Source organism: Prosthecobacter vanneervenii (assembly GCF_014203095.1).
GTDB classification, from domain to species: domain Bacteria; phylum Verrucomicrobiota; class Verrucomicrobiia; order Verrucomicrobiales; family Verrucomicrobiaceae; genus Prosthecobacter; species Prosthecobacter vanneervenii.
In genome coordinates this window covers 84,285-108,196 of sequence record NZ_JACHIG010000001.1, presented here as the reverse complement: position 1 = coordinate 108,196, position 23,912 = coordinate 84,285, and the positions used below count along the sequence as shown (strand labels likewise).

General features: G+C 55.9%; 25 protein-coding genes and 1 tRNA gene. 10 read left to right on the top strand and 16 right to left on the bottom strand.

What is annotated here, in order from left to right; genetic code table 11:
* Nucleotides 1-67 precede the first annotated feature (67 nt).
* The gene (locus tag HNQ65_RS00440; protein WP_184337295.1) at nucleotides 68-901 is read right to left on the bottom strand and encodes an SOS response-associated peptidase; all 834 of its coding nucleotides are present in this window, start codon (nucleotides 899-901) and stop codon (nucleotides 68-70) included.
* A gap of 261 nt (nucleotides 902-1,162) precedes the next feature.
* Between HNQ65_RS00440 and HNQ65_RS00435 the strand changes: the two genes are divergently transcribed.
* From HNQ65_RS00435 to HNQ65_RS00405, 7 genes are all read left to right on the top strand, one after another.
* Nucleotides 1,163-1,588, top strand: a complete 426-nt coding sequence (locus tag HNQ65_RS00435) for a hypothetical protein (RefSeq protein ID WP_184337294.1) — start codon at nucleotides 1,163-1,165, stop codon at nucleotides 1,586-1,588.
* A 184-nt stretch (nucleotides 1,589-1,772) separates the two neighbouring features.
* Nucleotides 1,773-1,985 carry a hypothetical protein gene (locus tag HNQ65_RS00430; protein WP_184337293.1) on the top strand — a complete coding sequence of 71 codons (213 nt, stop codon included), beginning with the start codon at nucleotides 1,773-1,775 and terminating at the stop codon, nucleotides 1,983-1,985.
* A 100-nt stretch (nucleotides 1,986-2,085) separates the two neighbouring features.
* Nucleotides 2,086-2,628: a hypothetical protein gene (locus HNQ65_RS00425; protein ID WP_184337292.1), complete on the top strand. Its 543-nt coding sequence runs from the start codon at nucleotides 2,086-2,088 to the stop codon at nucleotides 2,626-2,628.
* Nucleotides 2,625-3,446 (top strand): RecB family exonuclease, encoded by an 822-nt coding sequence (locus HNQ65_RS00420; protein ID WP_184337291.1) that lies wholly within the window; start codon nucleotides 2,625-2,627, stop codon nucleotides 3,444-3,446. Before HNQ65_RS00425 ends, HNQ65_RS00420 begins: the two co-directional genes overlap by 4 nt.
* Before the next feature lie 226 nt (nucleotides 3,447-3,672).
* The gene (locus HNQ65_RS00415) at nucleotides 3,673-4,740 is read left to right on the top strand and encodes a WGR domain-containing protein (protein WP_184337290.1); all 1,068 of its coding nucleotides are present in this window, start codon (nucleotides 3,673-3,675) and stop codon (nucleotides 4,738-4,740) included.
* A gap of 72 nt (nucleotides 4,741-4,812) precedes the next feature.
* Entirely contained in the window at nucleotides 4,813-6,288 is a 1,476-nt protein-coding gene (locus HNQ65_RS00410; RefSeq protein ID WP_184337289.1) for a DNA polymerase III subunit beta, read from the top strand.
* A 102-nt stretch (nucleotides 6,289-6,390) separates the two neighbouring features.
* Complete coding sequence (locus HNQ65_RS00405; RefSeq protein WP_184337288.1) at nucleotides 6,391-7,173, top strand: DUF932 domain-containing protein; 783 nt, start codon at nucleotides 6,391-6,393, stop codon at nucleotides 7,171-7,173.
* Between the two features lie 114 nt (nucleotides 7,174-7,287).
* Here the strand turns inward: HNQ65_RS00405 and HNQ65_RS00400 are convergent, their stop codons facing one another.
* Genes HNQ65_RS00400 through HNQ65_RS00390 form a run of 3 tightly spaced genes read right to left on the bottom strand, consistent with a single transcriptional unit; the run spans nucleotide 7,288 to nucleotide 9,081 of the window.
* Nucleotides 7,288-7,704, bottom strand: coding sequence for a hypothetical protein (locus HNQ65_RS00400; protein ID WP_221306001.1), 417 nt, complete (start codon nucleotides 7,702-7,704; stop codon nucleotides 7,288-7,290).
* Nucleotides 7,705-7,763: 59 nt separating this feature from the next.
* Nucleotides 7,764-8,540, bottom strand: a complete 777-nt coding sequence (locus HNQ65_RS00395) for a hypothetical protein (protein WP_184337286.1) — start codon at nucleotides 8,538-8,540, stop codon at nucleotides 7,764-7,766.
* A gap of 4 nt (nucleotides 8,541-8,544) precedes the next feature.
* A complete protein-coding gene (locus HNQ65_RS00390; RefSeq protein ID WP_184337285.1) occupies nucleotides 8,545-9,081 on the bottom strand; it encodes a hypothetical protein in 537 nt (178 codons plus the stop codon).
* Nucleotides 9,082-9,199: 118 nt separating this feature from the next.
* Between HNQ65_RS00390 and HNQ65_RS00385 the strand changes: the two genes are divergently transcribed.
* Nucleotides 9,200-9,484 (top strand): helix-turn-helix domain-containing protein, encoded by a 285-nt coding sequence (locus HNQ65_RS00385; protein WP_184337284.1) that lies wholly within the window; start codon nucleotides 9,200-9,202, stop codon nucleotides 9,482-9,484.
* A 4-nt stretch (nucleotides 9,485-9,488) separates the two neighbouring features.
* Here HNQ65_RS00385 and HNQ65_RS00380 read toward each other — a convergent pair whose 3' ends face one another.
* The 11 genes from HNQ65_RS00380 to HNQ65_RS00325 all read right to left on the bottom strand — a co-directional run bounded on the left by HNQ65_RS00380 (nucleotide 9,489) and on the right by HNQ65_RS00325 (nucleotide 21,875).
* Nucleotides 9,489-9,809, bottom strand: coding sequence for a hypothetical protein (locus HNQ65_RS00380; RefSeq protein ID WP_184337283.1), 321 nt, complete (start codon nucleotides 9,807-9,809; stop codon nucleotides 9,489-9,491).
* 420 nt (nucleotides 9,810-10,229) lie between these two features.
* Nucleotides 10,230-11,924, bottom strand: a complete 1,695-nt coding sequence (locus HNQ65_RS00375) for a DUF5906 domain-containing protein (RefSeq protein WP_184337282.1) — start codon at nucleotides 11,922-11,924, stop codon at nucleotides 10,230-10,232.
* Nucleotides 11,925-12,694: 770 nt separating this feature from the next.
* Nucleotides 12,695-13,678 (bottom strand): hypothetical protein, encoded by a 984-nt coding sequence (locus HNQ65_RS00370; protein ID WP_184337281.1) that lies wholly within the window; start codon nucleotides 13,676-13,678, stop codon nucleotides 12,695-12,697.
* A 567-nt stretch (nucleotides 13,679-14,245) separates the two neighbouring features.
* Nucleotides 14,246-15,322 carry a hypothetical protein gene (locus HNQ65_RS00360; RefSeq protein ID WP_184337279.1) on the bottom strand — a complete coding sequence of 359 codons (1,077 nt, stop codon included), beginning with the start codon at nucleotides 15,320-15,322 and terminating at the stop codon, nucleotides 14,246-14,248.
* Between the two features lie 297 nt (nucleotides 15,323-15,619).
* Nucleotides 15,620-15,703, bottom strand: a tRNA-Leu gene (locus tag HNQ65_RS00355).
* Nucleotides 15,704-15,723: 20 nt separating this feature from the next.
* Entirely contained in the window at nucleotides 15,724-16,380 is a 657-nt protein-coding gene (locus HNQ65_RS00350) for a hypothetical protein (protein WP_184337278.1), read from the bottom strand.
* 20 nt (nucleotides 16,381-16,400) lie between these two features.
* Nucleotides 16,401-17,408: a flotillin-like protein FloA gene (gene floA / locus HNQ65_RS00345; RefSeq protein WP_184337277.1), complete on the bottom strand. Its 1,008-nt coding sequence runs from the start codon at nucleotides 17,406-17,408 to the stop codon at nucleotides 16,401-16,403.
* A gap of 39 nt (nucleotides 17,409-17,447) precedes the next feature.
* On the bottom strand, nucleotides 17,448-17,918 hold the full coding sequence (locus HNQ65_RS00340) for an NfeD family protein (protein ID WP_184337276.1): 471 nt from the start codon (nucleotides 17,916-17,918) through the stop codon (nucleotides 17,448-17,450).
* 90 nt (nucleotides 17,919-18,008) lie between these two features.
* Nucleotides 18,009-19,436 (bottom strand): hypothetical protein, encoded by a 1,428-nt coding sequence (locus HNQ65_RS00335; RefSeq protein ID WP_184337275.1) that lies wholly within the window; start codon nucleotides 19,434-19,436, stop codon nucleotides 18,009-18,011.
* Nucleotides 19,437-19,552: 116 nt separating this feature from the next.
* Nucleotides 19,553-19,978: a hypothetical protein gene (locus tag HNQ65_RS00330; RefSeq protein WP_184337274.1), complete on the bottom strand. Its 426-nt coding sequence runs from the start codon at nucleotides 19,976-19,978 to the stop codon at nucleotides 19,553-19,555.
* Nucleotides 19,979-20,045: 67 nt separating this feature from the next.
* The gene (locus HNQ65_RS00325; protein ID WP_184337273.1) at nucleotides 20,046-21,875 is read right to left on the bottom strand and encodes a sulfatase-like hydrolase/transferase; all 1,830 of its coding nucleotides are present in this window, start codon (nucleotides 21,873-21,875) and stop codon (nucleotides 20,046-20,048) included.
* A gap of 197 nt (nucleotides 21,876-22,072) precedes the next feature.
* Between HNQ65_RS00325 and rpmE the strand changes: the two genes are divergently transcribed.
* Together rpmE and prfA are read left to right on the top strand one after the other, a co-directional pair.
* Entirely contained in the window at nucleotides 22,073-22,315 is a 243-nt protein-coding gene (gene rpmE / locus HNQ65_RS00320; protein ID WP_184337272.1) for a 50S ribosomal protein L31, read from the top strand.
* A gap of 99 nt (nucleotides 22,316-22,414) precedes the next feature.
* A complete protein-coding gene (prfA, locus tag HNQ65_RS00315) occupies nucleotides 22,415-23,494 on the top strand; it encodes a peptide chain release factor 1 (RefSeq protein ID WP_184337271.1) in 1,080 nt (359 codons plus the stop codon).
* 2 nt (nucleotides 23,495-23,496) lie between these two features.
* Here prfA and HNQ65_RS00310 read toward each other — a convergent pair whose 3' ends face one another.
* Nucleotides 23,497-23,904: a hypothetical protein gene (locus HNQ65_RS00310; RefSeq protein ID WP_184337270.1), complete on the bottom strand. Its 408-nt coding sequence runs from the start codon at nucleotides 23,902-23,904 to the stop codon at nucleotides 23,497-23,499.
* Nucleotides 23,905-23,912: the final 8 nt, after the last annotated feature.

The window sequence follows — 23,912 nt, the reverse complement described above, 5'->3', positions numbered from 1 at the left end:
TTTGGAACAGTATCAAGTAATCTGTGAACCCAAGTTCTTCCCAGCCAGACGAGGGAGCGAATTCAGCTCAGCCCCCTCGGGAGGGCTCAGAGAGGAGCCCTGGGAGCATGGGCTGGCTGTCAGCATCCACAGCCCTGTCAAGGGGTGCAGACTCGTATGGCCCATGATGAGGTACAGGTGGTGCAATGGGACGCACCACTTCCTCTGTCTTATTGCGGACCTGACTAGCAGAAGTCGAAACACGGTAGGCTTCGAGCTGCTCGCTATCGTACGGTTTAAAGAAAGCCCGAAGATCATCGACCTGCATCTCCGGCTGCAGCCAACTGAGAGCGTTCTCCCCTTCTAGGATCAGCGGGCTACGGTCATGGAACTTGGCCATGTAGGGGCCAGGAGGCGTCGTGACAACACTCATGGAGGTGATGACAGGTCCGTCCTCAAAATCCTCTGGGTAGGGGCTTTCCCACATATCCCAAATACCCGCCAGCAAAAGAGGCTCATGATCCGAGCGATGAATAAAATACGGAGTGGTGCGTTCAGGCCACTCATGCCAGCCACGCACCGGAACAAGGCAGCGTTGACTGAGGATCGGCTGCCGGTATGACGCCAGTTCAAAGATGCTTTCACACCGGGCATTGAAAGTGAGACCAAATTTCTTCACGACCTCCTTCTTGCTGCCCTTGGCCCAAGCTGGCACAAGACCAAAGCGCATGCGCTCAATGCCCACCTCACCCGCCTGCAAGGTCAGGACGTCAGCATAATCCGTTGGGCAGATGTTGTTGAACACCTGAATTTCAGCCTTCTTATCCTCCTCCTTTTTCATTTTCCGCCGCTCAATTTTCAGTTCTTTCCCAGCAACTGCTAGCGCGGGGATGCTGGCGAACTGATTGAGGCGGCTGCACATGGGGAAAGAAACGCCCACGGCGACAGACAGGCAAGGGAATCCGCGTGCGCGGCTAGCATTTAAGGCTTCACAGGCAAGTTTACATATAAAAAACAGGTGTCTTCCAAGCGCCCACTATACATACACTTTTACCTAACAATTTTTCTCTTTTTTAACCAACTTTTTCATGGGCTACAGCGTTCTAATCATGTCAGCAAAACAACAATTAACGCATAAAATAATATGTATTATAAATCCACTTCCTCCTCGCCGTATAACCAAATGGACTGGCTCGTTCCTTCAGGTCGCTACCACGCCACGCTAGCTGATGTCGTTCCATACCACAAAAAGCCAGGCCAATTTCGGCTCATCTTCAAAATTCCTAGACAAGGGGCGCTCGATCAAGACAGGAAGGCTGCCAAAATCTATGATCCGGACGCTCCACACTGGCTTGAACGAGACCTTCGCGCTTGGCTTACAGAGGATCAGCTAAGCCAGTATTTCCCAGACGGGGAAGCAGGGCAAGCTGAGCTGAAGGCTCTTATCGGAGCACGAGCCGTGTTGGTCATCACGAATGAGGACAGAGGCCAGACCAACCCACTCGTCTGCATTTCTGAAATTTTGCCATGCAAAAGACAATTTCTCGAAGGCACGGCAACCGAACCCGCAGGGCGTAAATTCAGGTTTTCGTTCGCTGCTGCTGCGTAAGAAACCAAGGGTGGCCGCAACGAGGCCATGTTCTGTGTGATAAACAACTGACTAACCGAAGCCTTTGATGTCAGTCCGTTGATGGCTTCCTTTTCTAACTCCGGTTAAACCATCCACCATCCAGCCCGGTCTGATTCATTTCAGACCGGGCTTTTCGTAGGTTGGCTGAACCTACCACACCACCATGGCACGCCCTACACACTACACTCCAGCGCTCACCCGTTTTACAGTGAGCTTGCTTTACCACGAGGCACGTCACCGGGGCATCCCGATGACACGTCTGGCAGACGACTTGCTGCGAGAATCCCTCAAAGATTCACACGGCTGGCACAAAGCCACCACTCTCAGAGTGGCAGAGGAGACACCGCCGTATGTCACTGCTCAAGCGGCGGCATAGGAAGAAAAAACAACACATCACGAAACACGCAGCAGCCAGGCCAACGACGGTCTGGCTTTTTCGTGTCCATCCACAACCCACCACCCACACATCCACCCATATGGCCATCAAACTCAGCGCCAACTACAGCAAAAAACTTGGTCTGCCCCAGTACAGCAGTCACAGCTTTTCTGCATCCGTCGAAGTCGAACTCAACGACATCACCCAGGTCGAAGCCGAAGTGCAGAAGCTTTACGCCCTCCTGCAAACCAGCGTTGATCAGGAAATTCAGCATCCAGGCTATGTGCCTGATACCACCACCGGAAAGCCCCCGAGCAACGGACGGACCTACCAGCTCAACGGTGGGGGTCGCACCCATGCCAATGGCTCCAACGGGGCGTTACCGTATCGTGCTGCCAGCAGTGATGCCTGGAACTGCACAGACGGTCAGAAGGGGTTCATCCTTCGGATCGTCAACGAGAACCCCAGCATCACCAAACAGGTAGCGGAGGATCTGTCCCAGCAGCTCTTCGGCATCGGTGTGAAGCAGCTTAACAAGTTGCAGGCGTCCCAGCTCATCGAGGACCTCCTCGTGAAAGCAGGCAAGCCCGCACCTCGCCAGTCTCGCTGGCAGCAGCAACCCGCCAACCGCCAAGCCGCATGAATGCCACCGCAGAAGCTCCACCACCCGTTAGGGAGCCGAACGTGAATGAGATCATCGAAGCCTTGCAGAGAACAGTGTCAGCCTCGCGGTTGTCACTGTTCCTGCAATGCAGGCTGAAATGGTTCTTCCGCTACGTTCTGAAGCTATCCAAGCCGAAGACTCCATCCCTCCATCTCGGCAATTCGGTTCACTCCGTCTTGAAGAGCTGGAACAAAGCGCGCTGGCTCCAAAAGCCGCTGACGCTCAAGCAGGCTCATGATGCATACACCGCAGCATGGGCGGACACCTCCGAAGGCTCCGTCAAATGGGAGCCGGGAGAGGAAGAAGATGAAAAGACGACTGGCTGGCGTCTGGTGGACACTTACCTGCGTGAATCCCATGTTCCCGCAGAGGTGAAGCCCGATGCTGTCGAGGTCCCGGTTGAAGCAGACCTTCACCAGCATGGTCTGCCCAGGCTCATTGGCGTCCTCGATCTCGTGCAGCAACGCCAGATCATCGACTACAAGACAGCAGCCACCACTCCCAATACGGACAAAATAGCCCACAGCCACGAGATCCAGACCACCTCGTACTCCATCCTCTACCGGCACAATACGGGCCAGCAGGAAAATGGAATCCAGCTTCACCACCTGGTGAAGCTGAAAAACCCGAAGGTGGTCATCACTCACCTTCCCCCCATGAGCCAGCAGCAGGAGACCCGGCTGTTACGGCAGATGGAGGCTTACATCACAGGGCTTCAGTTGGAGCGGTTTGTGCCTTCACCGGGCATGCACTGCGCGAGCTGCGAGTTCCAAAACGAGTGCCGCAAATGGCATTGAACCACCCTCACCCACAACACCCAAATCATCCTACCCTTATGTTCCAACTCCTTCTCACCACCATCCTCGATCTTCTTGGCACACTCATCTTCACGATCTGCAGCATCATCGCCAAGCTGAGTCAGTGCCTCATGAAGTGATGCCAGCCAGCCCAGAAACCCCAACACAATAGGAGCCGGACGATTTCGCGATTGTCCGGCTCCTTCATTTTAGAAAGGACACCACCATGGATTCCACCACTCTCTATTTTCGTCAGGGGCCTTCGGACAAAGTGTATCAAGCCAGCATCCAGCCCAAGGATCAAGGCTTTATGGTCCACTTTGCGTATGGCCGCAGAGGCACCACGCTCACCACCGGCTGCAAAACCCAGGTGCCGGTCGAGTATCAGGTTGCCAAAGCCATTTACGACAAGCTCATCAGAGAAAAGACCGCGAAGGGATACGCACCCGGTCCTGACACCGCCAAGCCCAAGCCACCAGATGCACCCAGCCAGCACAGTGGCATCCACTGCCAGCTCCTCAATTCCATCACCGACCAGCAGCTCGATCAATTTCTGTTCAGTGATGAATACTGGATGCAGGAGAAGCTCGACGGCCGACGCCTTCTGCTCAGGAAGGATGGGGACGAAATCACCGGCATCAACCGCCTTGGATTTCCAACCGCAGTGCCGGAAACGATACGCCGTGATGCGGCGAAATACCCGCGCAACTTCCTGCTCGATGGCGAAGCGGTCGGAGACACCTTTCACGCCTTCGACCTGCTCACCATCGGTTCTGAGGACATGCGCAACAAGTGCTTCTCCGTGCGCTATCTGCGCATGCGCGATATGCTCAATGCCTTCTACCATCAGCACATCCGGGAGGTAAAGTGTCTCTCCACCCCAGGTATGGCAGGCTGGTTCCACCAGTTCAAACGCGAAGGCAAAGAAGGCGTTGTCTTCAAGCACAAGGATGCACCCTACACTCCTGGCCGTCCCAACAGCGGTGGCAGCCAGCTCAAGTACAAGTTCTATGAAACCGCCTCGTTCATTGTCACTAAGGTGAACGATCAACGGAGCGTTGCATTGAGCCTTTTTGAGAGCGGAACTTTGCATCCTGCAGGCAACGTCACCATCCCACCAAACCACGACATTCCCGAGGTCGGAGCTGTCGTGGACTGCCGTTATCTTTACGCCTTCAAGGAGTCCGGCAGCATCTACCAGCCCGTTTTCCTCGGCCCGCGTGGAGACATCCGCGCGGAGGAATGCACCATCAGCCAGCTCAAATACAAAGCTGAAGTGCCAGTATCGGTCTGATCAACTCACCGCTCAAGCTCATGCGCCTCATCCGGCTCATGGGCTTTTGCTTACTCACCCATCACCACCACTATGAAACCCATCACACTACCCATCGCAGAATTGAAGCCAGCTCTCGCCGGCCTCGGTAAAATCATCAACGCTAAGGCCACACTTCCTGTCCTCGGCACAATCAAAGTCGAACGCACTGCAGACGGCTGGATTGCGTTGACCAGTACGGACCTTGATCGCTGGGCCACCGTCCGTTTTGAACACCCCACGGAAGGACCACCCTCCATGGTTCTTCTGCCCTTCGACCAGCTTTCCCAACTGGTCAAAAGCTGCGGCAAGGGTGAGGCTCTTGAAGTGTCATCATCCCAGGAAGCCAGCGTCATCCGTTTCCCTCTTGGTGAGTCCAAAGGGGAATCCAGGGTGCCCTTCATCCAGCCGGGGGAATTCCCACTGGTTCCGAAAATGAAAAACGAGGCCATCCCCCTGCCAACGGGGCTGCGAGATTCCATCCTGGAAGCGATGGAATGCGCCAGCACCGACCAGACCCGGCACGTGCTCAACGGCACTTTCATCGACGCCAGGGACCCGAAGGCGCACTACATCGTCGCCTCCAACGGCAGGCAACTGTACTCCGCCAACTCCTTCACGCTGCCACTCAAGGAATCTGTCATCATTCCAGCCCACAAGTTCCTGGAATGGAAAGAATTCCGTTCAGATGGTGAATGGCAGATCCGCGTGGGAGAACAGCACCTCCAGGTCTGCACTCGCCGCTGGCGCTTCATCACCAAGACCATCGAAGGCAACTACCCTGACTGGAAAGCCCCCATTCCCAACCCAGCTGAGACAAAAACGGTTCTCACCCTCGACCCGGCAAAACTGGATGCGCTGATCAAGCTGATCCAGCGGATGCCCTGTCATGAGGATCGTTATCATACACTCGGCCTGGCTTGGGAGGACGACCAACTGGTGCTACTGGGCAGGGACAAGCCTGAAGACACCTGGCTGCGTGTGCCTGTGCCCGACACCAAGGGCACAGGGCCGGAAATGACGATCTTCCTAGATCGCCATCACATGCAGACAGCTCTTTCCTTCGGTCTCAACGTCATCAGCCTCATTGATCCAAGCTCTCCGCTTCGGTTCAGCAGCGGGGGTAAACAGCTTATCGCTGTTCCTGTGCGCCTGGAGACTCCCCCAGTCAGCACACCCACACCAACGGCACCGAAGAAGCAAGATCAGCAAACACCACCGTCTCCTGCAGAACAACCCACATCACCACCCATGCAAACATCCACCAACGGCAGCCATTCCCCTGCCCCAGCAAGCAACAACACAGCACCCTCGCCAACAAATGCCGGGGAGAAACAGGAAACCAAATCCCCTCTTGAAGCAGCCCTGCTTCAGATTGAGAGCATCAAGACTGGTTTCCGCGAATCGATCAACGGGCTCACGAAAGTGGGCGACCAAATCCGCCAGGCCATGCGTGAGCAGAAGGCCAGCGAGAAGGAAATCCAAGGCGTACGCCAGACGCTTCGCTCGCTGCAAAGCGTGCGTATCTAGCAGTTCACCGCATCACCTCCAACTCAAGGCACGGGCCGGCTGCATCTCAGATGCACCGGCCCGCCTTGTTTTACCGAACATTCACCCCAGGAAAACAACACCATGATTGCTCAACTCGATCAAGAAGCCGCCATTATCCTGCCTCCTCGCCGCAGCCCCAACCTGATTCTTCATTGCGGTGCCGAAGCCGTGGACCTGAAGGAGGTCCGTGCTGTCCATACACCTCGCTCCACCTCCAGCTGGCATCCCATTCCACACCATCAGCTCATCAGCACCGTTCAGAAGACGCTTGCGACCACCAGCCTGCGCATCGGGACACAGGCTCATTCCTTGTCCCACGAGGGACAGCGCTACTTCGGCCTGATGGAGATTCACTCGCAGCATTCCAATACGGATTACTGCTGGGTGCTGGGCCTGCGCAACAGCCATGACAAAACCTTTCCCGCCGGAATCGTGGCAGGTGCTAGCGTCTTCGTTTGCGATAACCTCTCGTTTTCGGGCGAGATCAAATTTGGCCGAAAGCACACCCGACACATCAATCGTGACCTGCCCCAGCTGGTCAGCAGATCCATCGGCCTCCTGGTCGCCAAGTGGCATCATCAGGACAAGAGGATCGCCACCTACAAACAGGCAGAAATCACCGACATCAATGCGCATGATTTGGTGATCCGCGCAACGGACGTCGGCGTCTGCTCAAACCGGCTGATTCCTCCAGTTCTGAAAGAATGGCGTGAGCCACGTCATGACGACTTCACGGCAAGGAACGTCTGGAGCCTGTTCAACGCGTTCACTGAATCGCTGAAGGACGGCAATCTGGCAGAACTGCCAAAGCGGACTGAAGCCCTGCATGGACTGCTCGATACATACGTCGGATTGTCCGCCTGACGGCTCAACCACTTCGCTCCGGCAGGCTGCGGTCTGCCGGGGTGTCGTGAATTTAGATATTGGTGAGGATTTTTAAATCTTGCCTCAACTTGGAAAGTCCGGGGGATTTATCGATCAGGTGGTCATGGCCTCCTTCTTCATGAAATGAGTCACCAGATTTACGACCTGCTTGCACTTTAACTGCTTATCGAACCATACCTCTGGCCGTTCAAATAACGGGTGCTCAATCCGCAAAACGGTGATCTCCCGCCCTTCAATAAATACTGAAACAGCGGTGGCAGAGCCACAGCCAATCGCCTCCCAAAATCCGGCCTTATCAGCGGTCTTAACCTGAATGGATGCAATGCTTCTAATCGGCCAAGATCCCCCCGGTCCTGAAAGGACTCCGCCTACAACTTTGAACCCGTAAGCAGTTTCTTCGCCCTCCACCCAGTCCGTCTTGAACAGCCTTGCCTCGGCACCTGCGGGACCCGCTTCATTCACGACATCCTCGTCACCCGCAATGGTGGCATCGTTGATTTCTTCGGTCATAACATTCAGCTCCATGAGGTGCGCAACTGTCTCGACGTGGTCCTAGGCTGTCATCAGATTCACCTACGCAGACGCATCGAACCATTGTCCCTGGGGCAGCGAGGCATGACAGCAGGCTGTAGCGAGTAGTTCTGGATAAGTCCGCAACGATCACATGTGAAGGTGTATGGACCGCCAGTTGGGGCTGGGTGAATATTTGAAGGAGCAGTTTGCTGCTGACCAGTCTGCGGACGTGCCCAATGAGGAACCCCCATGGACTGCATTCGCTGTGCGTATTCCAAAGCTTGTTGAGCCTCCTGCTGCTTCCTCCGCTGATTTGCTTCCTGTTGCTGGCGAGCAGCCTCCTGCTGCTGAGCAAGCTTTTCTTGCTGCATCTGAAGAAGAGGTGCCATCGCGATCCCCATGGCGTATGCATCCTCCGGGCTGATCTGTGGCTGGCTTCCCTGCCCTGGATTGGCACCACGAGCCATGGTTTTGGGGTCTGGCATGGAGAAGAGGCTCGAACTCACACCGGAAGGAGCGTAATAATCGCGAAGTGTCTTCTGCTCAGGGGATGGTGATGGTACAGGCTGTGCCGGGACACTTGCCGTATAGCCCGTAGGCATAGGTGGCTGCTCAGCAAGCATCGAACTGACAAGCAAAATAACCGGGATGAGCAGACCTAGCTGCCAGGGTTTCAGTCCCCGATGCGAGTTTTTAGTGGCGTTGCCTCTTTCACGTCTGGTACTGCTCACGGCTGCTTGGGCGGCAGCTGTGATCGTCGCCAGATATTCTTCAGGAGTGATCGCGCCTTCGATCAGTCGCTCATCCAATTGGAGTTTGGTTTGGGTATTCATGGCTTTAGGCTGGTTGCATTTCTGCGCTGGGGACCACTTCTCGATGGCGTATGATTCGGTAGCCAAAATAGATGGCGATTGGGAACGAAAGGAGACCGAGCGACAAAGCGCCACCCATCATGGCTGCCCACCAGCTGGTGCTCGCAAGTTTGCTTTTCCGATAGCAGCCGATCAAAAACGTTGGGAAACCCACCACGGCACCAACGAGGTAGCCGAGCATAAGATGGAGTGGCACCAACTGTCCCAACTTGGAGATCAAAACTGCTGATGTCACCAAAAGAGCTAGCTGGCATACGGTCAAAAACACTGCGATGCCCCGGTTCCTGGGCCTCTCGTAGTCGCTCGAAGGCTCAGTCGGCACAGGACCAACTGCTGATTGCTTTGTGGGAGGGGTACCCGTCCAATCCCCTGTTGCCTGTGCGAGAATGACGTCAGCAGCTTGAAGAGCCTCCAACTTGCGCTGGTATTCATCGTGGTCTTCAGGGCTCTGCTCTCCAGAGGCGAGTTGATCATCGAGTCTGCGTTTTATCTCCGGGTCCATGCATGAAAGGAGTTTTGTTTAGAAGGAGAGGCCAAGCTGGGTTCATCCTGAGGTTAAACCAGTAGGGTGTGGATTTATCCTCATCCCTAGGCGTGAATTTGTCAATCATGGTCATGGCGTGTCCAAGGATGCGGCCAATTTAATCAATGCCGAACTGAGCAAACGTCTCGCTCAGGAACGGGAGGCCCGTGGCATCTCCAAAAAGTCCCTTGCTGGTCTTGCCGACATCGACCGGGCCACAGTGAAATTCATTGAGGATGAGGAGCAAAACCCAACGATATTGAATCTCATTCGATATGGCCTGGCCCTCAAACTGGATGTCGGCAAGATCCTTTCAGAGTCTCTCCAGCCCCATTTGGCGGCAAAAGAGCCGGTCAAAAAGGCGGGTGGCAAAAAGACATGATTGGTCATGCAGCCAAGATCATTCCGGCAACATATTCGGGATGACAGACAGGGGAGAAGCTGCGGGTCAGCAGCGGATGGGAGGATGCCAGCCATCTTGGCTGACACTCAGGACCACCCTTCACCTGAAAATTCCACCGTTTTAAAATTAACGGCGATGCATTTGAGAAAGGCGGGGAGATCTTCAAAAGCCGAATCATCCTGAAAAATGCGGCCACTTTGAAAAAGCATGCGGGGTTTTTATATGCACAGGCACCGGAGTGCTGGTTATTTGATCTGGATGCCAGCATGATCAGCCCAGCAGCAATCCAAAACAGAGTGCACATGTTTCTGCACCATATGGCTGGGATTCCAATGGGAACCTCGCTTTTTCAAGAGCTTGCCGCATGCCACAGTCCCGTGATGCGAAAAACTTGATATTTAAAGTAACGACGACTCGAAAAAAAATAATTGGGCTATCAAGTAGGCAAAAGGCCGAAATAAGCACATTAATGCTTTATATGAATTGTATGCGTCGCCATCCATTTCGTCAGCTATGCCTAATTTTTACTGCCTTTTAAAAATACAGTATAGCTATTGAGGCCTGAATTCACCCTGGTGGCATCGGACGCATCGGACGCTAGATCGGCAGTATTGAGCATGAGCGTAGAAATCCCGAATTCGGATTCACGACGAACTTCGCGTAATGCGTCCGAGGTGTCCGAGGCGTCCGAGACGTGAGCACCAACACCAAAAAGGCTCCGTGTTCAGGCACCTGAATTCTTGAGATCCCCAGATGAAGCCCCAGTAGATGGATTGAGCGCCAATCGCCTGTACCCCCTCAAAGGCTTACCATCTCGCTTGATGTCATGACTTCTGACCAAATTGTAATGCCTCTTAATTTTTAGCGGCAGATCTCGTAAAAAGCGTCCTTTTGATTCAGATTTCCATCCACGATTTGTGCAAAAAAGTTCGTAGCCCTCAAAAAGCTCATCACTCGTAACGTCATGGTCTTCCCGCAAGCCTAGCCCCTTCTCGACAAAGTAGTCGATTGACTCACTGGCATGTAGCAAGGCTTCCACTCTGGCTCTTTGTTCGGTTGTTGCGGGGAAATCGCTCCCCTCTTGGCAAAGTGCTAAAATTTTTTGGGCTCCCGTAATGAACCAGTTCAGAATTCCGCTCGCTTCTTCAGCGATCAAAATTTTATCAAAATTCACGATTGGTGGACCGCTATGAGCGCGAGCAAACTCAATGATATGCATGCGGCGCTTCCAGGCTGAAACGTCGCCTTGGAGCTTCACCAGAAGTTTACTGTTGGTGGCAATGAGCACATTGTGATCTGCTTTTTGGTAGCCCTTGTCTCCACCCTTCTTCTCACTTGCCACCGTGTCCCCACCTGTAATTTTTTTTATAACCGCAGCCCCCTGATTTGAGAGGAAGTCTTCAGACACGTCTGACCCTAAAAGGAGTGTGGCTTTGCTGAGATCATCAAGCTCAAACCTACCCGCCAAGTGTTGGGTGCGAAGTTCCTTGATTTTGGAGCACCCGACAATTTCCTGAATAATCCTGACGATTGTTCCCTTCCCACTGCGAGCTGCCCCGCTGAGGACCAAAAACACCTGGAACAAATTTCTCCCGAGTAGAAACTGCCCACAAAAGTGCTGCAGCATTTCCGCATCTTGTTGATCCATTGCAGCAAGGACCAGTTCATTCAAAAATCGAGAACAGGTAGCAGTGCTGTCATAGGAAAATGTGGATTTTTGTCTGCTGAAATATGTATAAGAGAACAGATGTTTCTGGACGCCTGAACCGTCAATGTGCAGCATGCAGTCAGCCAGATGAAGCACGCCTTGTTTCTGCTCTGGAAAAGCTTCGAACCGTTTTGCCATCTTTTTCAGGCATTTTATCATTTCACCAAGCTTACCAGGACCTCGTTTTTTCATGAGTATAGGTTCTTTGGCCATCTTTGAAAGTTTTAGGAGATACCTAGCAATGTCATCCAGAAGGTCCTCGTGCCGCATTGCACACCATGTGCCGTCAGTATCTATGTACTGATAAAATTGTGACTCCACCGGAATGTACATGACCAAATTCTCCAAGGCATATCGGGCTGCCCAGTAATGAGTATCCCAGTCAACTACTTCGCCTTCACGTTTTGTAATAAATGGATCACCGTATCTCTCAGCTAAGGTCTTGTGAGTATCTGTCATTTTATCATTCCACAGCGCCTGAATAGGAAACTTTTCCAAAGCACTCGCTGGAGACTTCCCCCCTCCTTCTTCCTCGTCACTTCCGGCTGCTCCGTGGATTATTGCGTATAGTGCCTCAATTTTTTCTGACTTCTTTTTTTGCGTGGGTTTTTCTGTATCACGTGTGCTGAGTGATTTGGGCTGCTGTACAGCTGTACTGCCACCAGCACGCTTTGATGATTTCTTCGTCCGTTTTGTTGAAACTAGTTTCATTGTGAACATTTTTGAAAAGCTTGTGCGCTCGTGATGAGGGCGTGACTGACCGCACGAGCATGATGCTGCCGTGTGGACTATCTTGTGTTTGAACCTATGAAAGGCTCCGGATGCCCCTACCTTCTGGCTGGGGCAGGCGTTCAATCAGGAACTTTGTCCTGGGGGAGGGGGGGAGTTTAGTGGTGGAGAGTCATTTGTCAGTCAGCTGTTAGAGGTTGAGTGTTGTGATTTGGGATTATTTAATCCTCACGCACTCTTCGACGTGACTGATTGAGCGACTATAAGCACCCACCTTAATGCATGGCGAAGCAGAAAGGTGATACATAATCTTACACCGGCAGAAATTGTCAATAAAATTTGAGCGGGGTGCTGCAGCTTGCTGGTGAACTGTAATAATTATGGCTCACACCTTCCCCACCATTGGTGGCACTGCAGGCCATGCTCATAAGAATGCTGCATATACACCCCATTTTTCTTTGCAGCCAGTGTTAACGGCGATCCATTTCCTCGTCTTGGATTCGGACGACGAGCGGAGCAATGGAGAAGTTAATCTCATATGCATCCACTGTATATGTGAGGGCACAGTAAGCTTTCGCAGCTTCTCAACTCCCTCCTCGCTCCGCTCGTCGGTCGCTCGGCGCTTGCTCGGCTTACAAGCCCTCACAGTTAACGCTCCTTTCGCTCACTTCGTGAGCCCTCTCTTTTGAATAAGCTTTTTGTGCTCACTGATTCGCAGGACTAAAAGAACACCGGTGCTGATTTTCAATCGATCAACAAAAAAGGCCCGCCCTTTTTATCATGGCATTAAATTCATCTTCCACCTCTAAATCCTCCACTTCCACCACGGAGGGAATCGAGTCGGCTGGGACAAGATCATCAAGATTAAAGGTCTGCATTTTCCGAGCTTTGATTTTCGCCCTCAACTTGCTTCTGGTCTGTCGTTTTGAGCATCGCACTTGGCAGTATATCTCTGTAATTCCTGGATGACGCATTTCAGCAATAGCCAGAAAATCTTCAATTGAACGACCATTGGGTATGGCGCACTTGTCCGTATTTGCGAATCCAAGCAAAAGCTCTCTATACCGCTCGTAAAGGTCGTCGAAATGAAGGGCTGTTAATCCCATCTTCTTGTCCGCTTTGAACAACTCTGTCAAAAATGCTTTACCCTCGACCTTGAATTCTATTCTCGTAACACCACCAGGCTTGCGGTGCATCTTCAACTTTTTGTCATAAAACACCGCCTTTAAGTTTTTCCCAGAAAAAGTGACATTTTGATTACCGTGCACGGTGGCACTACAGTTAATACGCTTGTGCTTAGCCAAGCGCATTACCGGTGTTAACAGTGGCATAGCCATGTTGTACTGCCACACCAGATCGACACGCTTAAAGTACATCTGATCTACCGCAGATAAACCTTTTACCAAATTTTTGGCGTAATCATCCTCTAATACAGATTTTATCAAGCTATCCAACCTATACAGCGCTTTTTGGAGCAAGCCCTCATTACTGATAAGCCTTCCAGTGTGACCATACAAGAGATGAGGAAGGTCGCATTCAACCTTAAAAAGTTGATTATCTTTATTTAAATGAAACGTGGTGTTAATAGATGATAACTTATGAATTCCACGATCTTCGTTTTGATACATACGAACTGAATTGCTGCATCTTTTATCTCTTGGTAAACTCAACTTTAGCATCTCCAGTTTTCTTTTATTCACTGGCAGACTACCCATCAGTGTAACTGTGTCCGTCATACGTATTAGTGGCAAAAAAATGATTCAAAAGGGAGGTAAATACCCGGTCTGCAATCCGGGCGAACTTTATGCATCAACATTTGAGCTTTAATCGGAAAGGCTCATTCCTGGAAGAAATGGATGCTCGGACAGGTCGCCTACACCGCCGGTCCCTTCGGTTAGACTGTTTAAATGCTCAAGAAGGCTGGCCAGAACAATGAGGCGCACACCTCTGTTCGCTCCTCGTTGCCTGAGGACTACGGATTTCACCGGAGCATCGGCACCCAAGACGAGGGTGTTCAGGCTTGCTCGGCTAAGACTTGTCCAGGGACAACGACTGCCAGCACGTGGCAGCCGAATAAATTCCGGCCTTTGGGATGGCAGATTGTTGGCTGAGTTGGGTCTGGGATCAGACGATGCCGCATCTGTTGTGGAGTAACGGTGACGAAGGTTTATTTCAGTGATTTTGGCGTTCATGACGGCGCAATCGTGCCCTTACTGCCGACAAAATCACGGGTCCTTGCCGCCTACGCGAGAATGACCCACGCCTCTGGAGCCCTTGTCAAACAAGGGAAGGGGCGACCTAATTTATTTCTTTTTATAGGCTCGATAACCGGATGGAGCTGGTGGGGGCAGGTCGGGCTTGGCATGCATGGCGATGAAGGCGTCCTTATACTGCGTAGATTTTTTGCCATACTTCTTTGAAATGGCGTCTAGTTTCCGTCGGTCTTCAGCGAACACTTCTTCCTTCTCCTTGAGCTCCGCCGCTGTGAATCGACCGGGTGGCATGAATGAGAAGGGGTACTCCTTTCCGACCAGGATGGTGAAGGGACGGTCATCCACCTCGAAGCCTATTATCGTGGAACGATTTCCTTGTTTCCTTACTCCTACGATGGGAGTAGTTTTGCCACGGTTGAATCCTAGGCGTTTGAGCCGGTTATTCACCGCGTCCTGCGAAAAACCCACGCTCGGATCATGTGCTTTACAAGCTTTGCGGATTGCTGGCCTTTCCATGAGCCACAAAGGGCAATGGGGGTTGGTCCAGTGTGATGCCATGGTCCAGGCCTGGTCATCAATGATCAGCCTGCTTTTTCTTCGTTCCGCATTCCTAAAGTCATCAGTCAGCTCCTGAAGAAAAACGCTGCCTCTAGCCACGATCCCATCATGCAGGTACTCACTGACTGTTGTGCTACCATGGAGGATCGACGGGTCTTCAATGAACAAGACCCTACACAAGGCCTTTTCCAGGTCTCCCCGAGCTTCCCTGTGAAGAAAATACATAACCTGTTTGACCGCGCAGTCGAACAAGATGCCTCTCGCCGATCTGAGAGCCTGCTCATACTGGTGGTCGATGTCGTGGTGTCCTGCCTTGCGTAAAAGCTCCATCAGGTCTTCTTGGATGGAATCGGCAACGCGATTCCCACTCTGGGCAAAAAAAAGTGCCTCGTTACAATGACGGAGGAGCACATTGAGGGGATGATCGGTAAAGCGAGGTTGCGTTAAAAACTTCTTCGGACGGCCCGCCACGAACAACAGGCGCAACCGCCGAAGACGACATTCAGCGTGATATGCGACAGATGGTACTGGTCTGGGAGCTTTTGTGTGCGTCGCACGTTTTCGTTTTGAGGGAGCTCGCTTTTGAGGTGCCCTTTTCCGGCTTTTCATGGGAATCGACTACATAGTGCTGCTGCCCAGCCATTTTCAACTCCCGTTGAGCTGTTCTTTAACAGCTCCGTGCTCGGCAGCTCTTGAACAATCCCCAAGTGACGGCAGCATGCCTTATAATGGCTCAAATAGGAAATGGTGCTCGGTACGCCTGCCTCTTTTCAGCATTCCAAAGTGAGAATGTCCAGCCCAAGTGAAAGTTTCAAAACTGCCATCAAACTGCCATCAGCTTTTTTTGACGCCTCTTTTTCCGGCCATGTTTGCCCCTTTCAAAACCCCTGCTGTAGCTTCTTTGAGTGCCGGCGGTCGGACTCGAACCGACACATCCTCACGGATACAAGATTTTGAGTCTAGCGCGTCTACCAATTTCACCACGCCGGCATATCTCAAAGAAGAAGTTCTTAATTAGCGAACTCGCCGGAGGATTGCAAGGCTTTTGGCGGTCCAAGTATCTCCTGCATCAAAATAGCCTGCCGCATGAGCGCGGGATCACGGCGCAGATTCTGCAAACTGCTCATCACGCCACCAGCTGGAGCCGGGGCGCTGGTCTTGGGCACGACGGCGGCCACCGCAGTGACGGCAGGCGCAGGCATGGCCGCAGCCACGCTGGCGGAGGGGGCCGGAGTGGAACGCTGCGCCGGGGCTGAGAGCGCGGCACGCACGGAGTGCGGCTGTGTGCGAGCCGGTGCAGGCTGTTGCTGGCGCACGGTCTGGCGCTGCTGAGGACGCGCAGGGCGTGCTGGGGCGGAAGCGGGCGTTTTCATGGCCTCCTGCAGTTCGCCCCAGGCCTTGCGCAGTTCATCCCAGGGAGATGGGGCGGCCACAGGCGGGAGCGGCGGCGGCCTGCCGGGCGCGGGAGCCTGCGACTGCCCGGTCTGCCTGCGCCAGGCGGCCTCCCGCAGGCGCTGCTCCTCGGGGTCGGGCGGCAGGGGCGGCGGCGCGGACTGCTTCTGCTGCCAGCTTTCCCACAGCCATTTGATGAACCCGGCAAAGACGAAGAAGACGATGATCGCCATCTGCATGGGATCAACTTCGCTGCTGAGCAGGAGTGGATGCATGGTCTGCACAGCCGTGGGGGTTACTTGGCAGGAGAATCTCCGGCGATCTTGGTGCGCATCTCGGTATCGGCCAGCATGTTCTTGTACTTGGCAAAGTCCATGACGCCGAGCTGGCCGTTGCGGAAGGCTTCGGAGATGGCCAGCGGCACCTGGGCCTCGGCCTCGACCACACGGGCGCGCATTTCCTGGGTGCGGGCGGACATTTCCTGCTCCAGCGCCACAGCGGCGGCGCGGCGCATCTCGGCCATGGCCTGGGCGATCTTCTTGTCGGCCTCGGCCTGCTCGGTCTGGAGCTTGGCACCCACGTTTTCGCCCACGTCGATGTCGGCGATGTCGATGGAGAGAATCTCAAACGCCGTGCCGGCATCCACCCCTTTGTGCAGCACCAGCTTGGAGATGGCGTCCGGGTTTTCCAACACGTCCTTGTAAGAGGCGGAGGAGCCGATGCAGGTGACGATGCCTTCCCCCACACGGGCGATGACGGTCTCCTCCGTGGCACCGCCGACGAAGCGGTCCAGATTCGTGCGCACGGTCACTCGGGCACGCACACGCAGGGAGATGCCGTCTTTGGCCACGGCATCGATCTTGCCTCCGCGTCCCATGTCAGGGTGCGGGCAGTCAATGACCTTGGGATTGATGCTGGTGCGCACGGCTTCCAGCACGGTCTTGCTGGTGCCTTTGCAGGCGAGGTCGATGGCGCAGGCGCGGTTGAAGTCGAGCGGGATGCCCGCCTTGTCCGAGGCGATGAGGGAGAGCACCACATGGGTGACATCGCCACCTGCGAGGAAGTGTGCCTCCAGCTGGTCGGTGCCGATGGGGATGCCCGCCTTGGCTGCGGTGATGCGGGTATCGACGATCAGCGCATTGGGCACGCCGCGCAACCACATGGCCAGCAGCGTGGGAAAGCTGACTGGTGCATTGGCAATGCGTGCACGCAGCCAGAGATTGAAGAACTTGGCTACCAGCAGAAACAGGACAAGCGCGACGATGACGACGGCTCCGACAAGGAAGATCTCGAGTGTGGACATGGAGGAATACGGGTTGGGTGAAGGATGAAAGGGCAGGTCTTAAATAATGCGCACCAGAAGATTGCCCGGCTCTGTGGCGATGACTTCGACAGGTGCTCCGGCTTCAGCGAGGCCGCTCTGGCAGCGCACGTCAAAGCGGTGGCCATGAATCTCCGCACGCCCCAGCGGGCGCAGCTGCGTAAGCGCCACCCCACGCGATCCGGGCGGCACAGACGCAGCATGTGGAGTCTCGATGCTTGTGGTGAGCGTGAGCGCACGGCGCAGAAACTTGACGGCAAACCAGCGCAGCCAGGTGATGATGACTGCAACCGAGAGCACCAGAATGGCGAGCACGAGAGCCACGCGCTGCCCCGTGCTCCAGCCCACCAGTTCCTCGGAGGTAAGCCCCAGCCACACGGCGGCGGAGATGGACACCACCCCCAGGATGCCAGCCACCCAGCCGGGCAGAAAGGTCTCCAGCACGATAAGCAGGATGCCGAACAGGGCTAGAATGGCGATGCTGGCTAGCATGTGTCATTTAAGCTGAAGGCTGCGCAAGCATGCGTCAACCCAGGATCACCACACTACAAAAATCCTCACAGATTCCACCGGCTGCAAACCTCATGGCGCACGCAGCGGCACCATGGACTGCCGCCAGTCTTTGGCCCCGGTGGGTATGGCACCCAGATTCAGCAAAGTAGCCGAGGTCGGGCTGGCAAAGGCCATGCGGGAGACGTGGCTGCCTTCTGCGGCGGAGCCCTCGAGGAGATTCTGTGTGCCCATCCTCAATGCGGTGCCCACGGGTGCACGTGCCAGAATGGGATCTGCCCCCAGCTCGGCGCGGGGCTCGATGCGCGTCCAGGCATTGGCAGACCAGTAGTCTCCCTTCCAGGAGCGGCCGGTGCTGGTGGGCACATAGATGGCAAAGCGGTCAAACAACACCTCAGGCACGTAGCGGCTGCCCACGCGGCTGGCCAGTGGCGGATCATTGGGGTCAGGACGGCTTTCGGTGGACTCCAGCAGGTATTCCCTGTCCTCGAGCTTCACCACGCACCAGGCGTGTCCGCCCAAGTCGCCATAACGCCCCAGCGCCACGCGGACCTGAAAGCCGCGGGACATGAGCCAGTCTGCCAGAAAGATGGAGGAGTCTTCGCAGTCGCCACGCTGGAGGCGCTGCGTCTCGTCTGCAAACTGCCAGCAGTCGGTCTGTTCGTTTTTGGCGTAGCTGCTGCCCGGTTTAGCTCCGGGGTCATTGGTGTAGCGGCAGTTGGAATGCACGGCCGACCAGATGGTGAAGAGCTGCTGCACACGTGACTGGTTTTTGGCAAAGACAGCCGGAGGTGAGTAGCCGGTGAGGAACTCGTTCACGTAGTGGAATTTTCCGGTGCTGTCGGCGGCGATGACTGCGTACTTGCGGTGACACTTGGGGCACTCCAGAGCCATGCTGCGCTGGGCGCGGGAGAGCTTCATGAAATGCGGCTGCTTGCAGTGCACGCAGGAGCTGTAAAAGGGCTCGTCATCCTTGGACTGCGAGAGCGCCTCCGGACTGAAGTCTCTCAGGCGCTGGCCCAGCACCAGCAGGGCCTCGTTCATGAGGCCGCTGGCGCGCGGGCGCAGCACCACAGCCATGTGGGTCATCTCCGGCTGGGCACGCTGGGAGTAATCATGAAAACGCTGCAGCAGCTCGCGCAGGCTGGGGCTGCTGGCGGCACACACGGCTACGCGGTAGTAGCGTGGCATGCCCTCCTGCACCTGGGCGGTGACCTTGTTGAGATCGGTCGTGTCGATCTTGGGAAACTCCGTCTCCAGCCAGGCCTCCATCTCGGGGTCCACCCGCAGGGTGGGGATCTTGGCGGCCATGCGCGAGTAGTTAAACTGATCCACCAAATCCAGGCGGAACTTGGCCACGCTGTAGCGGCTGCCAGGGCTGGACATCATCTCCTTGAGCCGCATCTCCCAGCCATTGAGCCAGCCCTCCTTGACGGCAAAGCCCCCGCCCGCCATCAGGACGGTAAAGGCAAAGAGCCAGATGAGGAGGCGGCGGGACATACACCGGAAATTATAGTTTTTATAGCATCACGCGCAACGAAAACCCCACTCCTGACAAAGTCCTTACGTTTTGCCTCCAAATGCGGGGAAACATCCACGGAGTCATGGGCTACCTGCTACTTTTTCCCTTTCAATACGAAGGGAATACGTGGGGTATAGGGCCAGAGCTTCGGCGCGGCCACACCGATGGCGCTGAACAGCGTGGTGGGGTGGTCTTCGATGGTGTCATTCACGTCCCCAAACCATGCCGCCTGGGGATTGCCGGGCGCGTTGGACACATAAATGCCGCCGGTCTCTGACCTGCCGAGCAGGACACCCCGGGTGCGCAGCGGTCCCGGGGACTGGTAGTAGGTCCCTTTGGCAGAGACCACTTGGGCCGCGTAAAACCCTGCCGGGAAGTGCACCTGCCCCTGCCCGCAGACTCTCACCTCCGGGGCGGCCAGCACGATGCCGGTGGTCCCCTGAGCTACGGGCTTGATCGAGGTGCAGGCTCCGATGAGGGTGGTAGTCAGGAGGAGGCAGAGGGTGCGGGAGAGAGTCATGAGGTTGGCAACTATCCGGCCAATGGTGACCGTTTGTCAAAACCCGCATCAGAATTCATGCCATGAATCACTTTGTCTTGAGCGTCAAAGTCACTCGCCGCACCTCCATGACTGTCTTGCCTGGGATTTCCAGAGCCTTCAAGGTCAGCAACCCACGCTGGGCAGGCAGCGAAATGCTGCCGAGGGTGAGGGTGTGGAAATCGCGCATGTAGCTCTCTCCTTTGCGTGGGGCGCGGTCCTGGTCATCCAGCAGCCGAGGAAACCATCCTAGCGTTACTTTTCCCGTGGTCTTGGAGTCGCCAAAACTGAGCTCCACCGTGGCTCCGGCGTCGGCTTCAGGGCAGGCATAGTCGATGCTGACCTCATACTCCCCGGCGGTGTGGACGTCGATGTCCCAGGTCATGCTGTCGTCCTTGCTCGTCCAGTTCACAAAGTAGGAGCAGTTGGGGGCATTCGAGCTGCGTTTGACCTCGCCATGCGGGATGCCATCGCGCGCAGGCAGCATGGTGATGGGGAACTCCGTGTAGCCCACAGGATAGGGCCGGTCATCCTCAAAGGGTTCCGCTCCGGGGTTCTTGCCCTTGGGCTTGGCATTCCCCTTCCCTTTGCCTTTGGCCCCGGGAGCGCTGGGCACGTAGGGCTTTCCAAACACCTCCCGGTGCCAGGCGCTGGCCTGGGCGGAGAGTGCGGCGGCCACCTGCGGCTGCTCGGCGGTCACGTCCTTGGTCTGGTTGGGGTCTGCCACCATGTCGTAGAGCACGCCGCTGGCATCGAGGCGATGAGTCTGGCTGCGCACGCTGAGGCGACCGCTGTTGTAGTTCATGAGCGCACGCGGGCCGCGCTTCCACTCGCCCCCGAGCAGGAGCGTGGACATGTCCCAGCCGTCCAGCGGCTTGGTGCTCACCGGTTTCACCCCGGCCAGAGCCGTGAGCGTGGGATGCAGGTCAATGGCCCCGGCGATAGGGGTGATCTGCGAGCCCGCCTTGATCTTGCCCGACCAGCGCACGAAAAGCGTGGAGCGCACGCCGCCTTCATCTGTAGTGCCTTTTTTTCCTTTCATGCCACCGTTCCAGCGGAAGGTGTTGGGGCCGTTGTCGCTGAAATAGACCACGATGGTGTTGTCGCTCAGCTTCAGGTCGTCGAGCTTTTTTAGCACGCGGCCCACGTTCATGTCCAGGTTGTCCATCATGGCCAGGACGGTGCGGGTGATGGTGAGGTCCTCCTTGTCCCCCTCCTCTCCGCGCATGGAGACCGGGGAGTCTTTAAACTTGTCCCAATGCGCATCTGGCACGCTGAAGGGTGAGTGCGGGGTGGTCAGCGGAATATAGCAGAAGAAAGGCTTTTCACGATTGGTCTCGATGAATTCCAGCGCCTTGCCCACCAGCACGTCCACAATGAAGCCCTTGGCACGGAACATCTTGCCATTGTGCTCCAGCGGCGGGTCAAAGTACTCGCCCCAGTGGCCGGCGGTGTAGCCCACGTATTCCTGAAAGCCGCGGGCATTCGGGTGGTAGGGCCACTGGCTGCCATTGTGCCATTTGCCAAAGGCTCCGGTGGAATAGCCAGCAGCCAGAAAGCTGTCGGCGATGGTCTTTTCGTCCGCATTGAGCCTCTCCAGCCCGGTAGACACCCCTTTCACGCCACCGCGTGAATGATAGCGCCCGGTGAGAAACTCCCCACGCGTGGGAGCGCAAAGGGCGCAGACAAAGAAGCGGTCAAACCGCGCCCCGGACTGCGCCAGGGAGTCGATGTTCGGCGTCTTGAGATTGGTGTTCCCATTCACCGAGTAGTCCCCCCACCCCGAGTCATCCGCCAGCAGCACCACGACATTCGGTGCCGCCGCATGCAGCTGGGTGCAGACAATGAGAGAGAGAAGCAGGCAGAGTCGGTGGATCATGGTGGTGCCCGGTAACGGGGCGAGCACAGGGATGTTTTCAGTAGAAGAAGACGAGATGAAGATGCCCCTGCAGCCGCACGAGCTTACGCCGCACTCCCTCCTTGACCCAGGCCCAAAATCCACTATCCTGCCTGCCCCCACGCCCCGGCGAAAGCTGCGTACCGCGCCTCGTCTGATCACGTGGACCCTTCACCACCATGAAACAAGACATCCATCCCAAGACTCACGAGACCACGATCACCTGCACCTGCGGTGCCGTGTACAACACGATCTCGACCGTGCCGAACCTCCGTATCGGCATCTGCTCCGCCTGCCACCCCTACTTCACCGGTGAGCAGCGCTTCATCGACACCGCCGGCCGCGTGGACAAGTTCGCCCAGCGCTACGGTTCCATCCGCGCCCGCCGCACCGCTCCGAAGCTCGAAACCGCAGGCGCCTAGCCCAGCATCCCCCCTCTTTAGCCAAACGGTGCCCATGCCTCGTGCTGGGCACCGTTTTCTTTTTGTCGCAGCCCTCCCCTTCTCCTCTCTTCCCCGCTCATGGACTACTCAGGCGTCATCGCCGGAAAACGCACCCGCTTCGCCGACCTCGAAGACATCATCGGTCGCCCGAACTTTTACGACGACGCCAAGAAGGCCGGCGAGATGTTGCGGGAGCACCGCAGCCTGGACAGCCTGATGAAGTCCTGGGATGCGTTTCAGAAAACCCAGGAGGAACTGGCTGAGAACCGGGTGATGGCCAAGTCCCAGGAGGACAAGGAACTGGCTGAGATGGCCGCTGCCGAAATCCCCGTGCTGGAGCAGCGCCTTGTGGATCTGGAAAAATCCATCCAGGAATCCATCTTGCCGCCCGATCCGCTGGAAGGCCGCGACATCATTCTCGAAATCCGCGCCGGCACCGGCGGGGACGAAGCCTCACTTTTCGCCGCCGATCTGCTGCGCATGTACACACGCTTCTCCGAAGGTCGCGGGTGGAAGATCGAGCCGCTGGACTCCAGCCCGTCTGAAGTGGGCGGCTTCAAGGAAGTCATCATCAAGATCAGCGGAGAGGACGTGTACCGCGTCATGAAATACGAGAGCGGCGTGCACCGTGTGCAGCGCGTGCCCGCCACCGAGGCGCAGGGCCGCATCCACACCTCCGCCGCCACCGTGGCCGTGCTGCCAGAGGCCGAGGAGGTCGATTTTGAACTCAAGCCTGACGAGGTGCGTATCGAAGTCTGCCGCTCCTCCGGCGCGGGTGGACAGGGCGTGAACACCACGGACTCCGCCGTGCAGGTGCTGCACATCCCCACCGGCACCATCGTGCGCTGCCAGGACGGCCGCAGCCAGATCAAGAACAAGGAAAAGGCCCTGAGCATCCTGCGCTCCCGACTGCTGGAAAAGAAGCAGCAGGAAGAGGCCGCCAAGTACTCCGCCAACCGCCGCAATCTCATCGGCAGCGGCGGGCGCGAGGAAAAGATCCGCACCTACAACTACCCGCAAAACCGCGTGACCGACCACCGCATCGAGCTCACTCTTTACAACTTGGACCAGTTCATGGAAGGCCGGATCGACCAAATCCTGCAAGGCCTGCTGGCCAGCGACCTGAAGGAGCGTCTGGCCGAAGCCGGTCTGGGCTGATACTAGCGAGCTGCGGTGTGGGTGAAGTGATACACTCCCGCACCAGCAGCCGGGCGAAAGAGATAGCCGTCCTGCGTCTGATGGGAAAACCAGTGCGCCACTGGCAGATAGGAGGAAACCGGGAGGTAGATGTATTTCCCGCGCTCCTGGCCGTTTTGCACACTCTGCACCACAACGAGATTGACCCGGTGGGAACAGACCCGGACGGGGTGCAGCTTGCTGATGCCGGGCTCCCAGTAGGCGGCGGGGATTTCTGCACGCATCTTCTCTTTACCGGCTAGCACCGCCTGATTGTAGTTCTCCAGAGTCTTCCATGCACTGCGCTGCAAGCCCTTGCTGAAGGTTGATCCTGGATCCGCAGGTGCCTGCATGCAACCACTGAGGGTCAGCAAAGAAAAGCCGGTCAGCATCGCGCAGA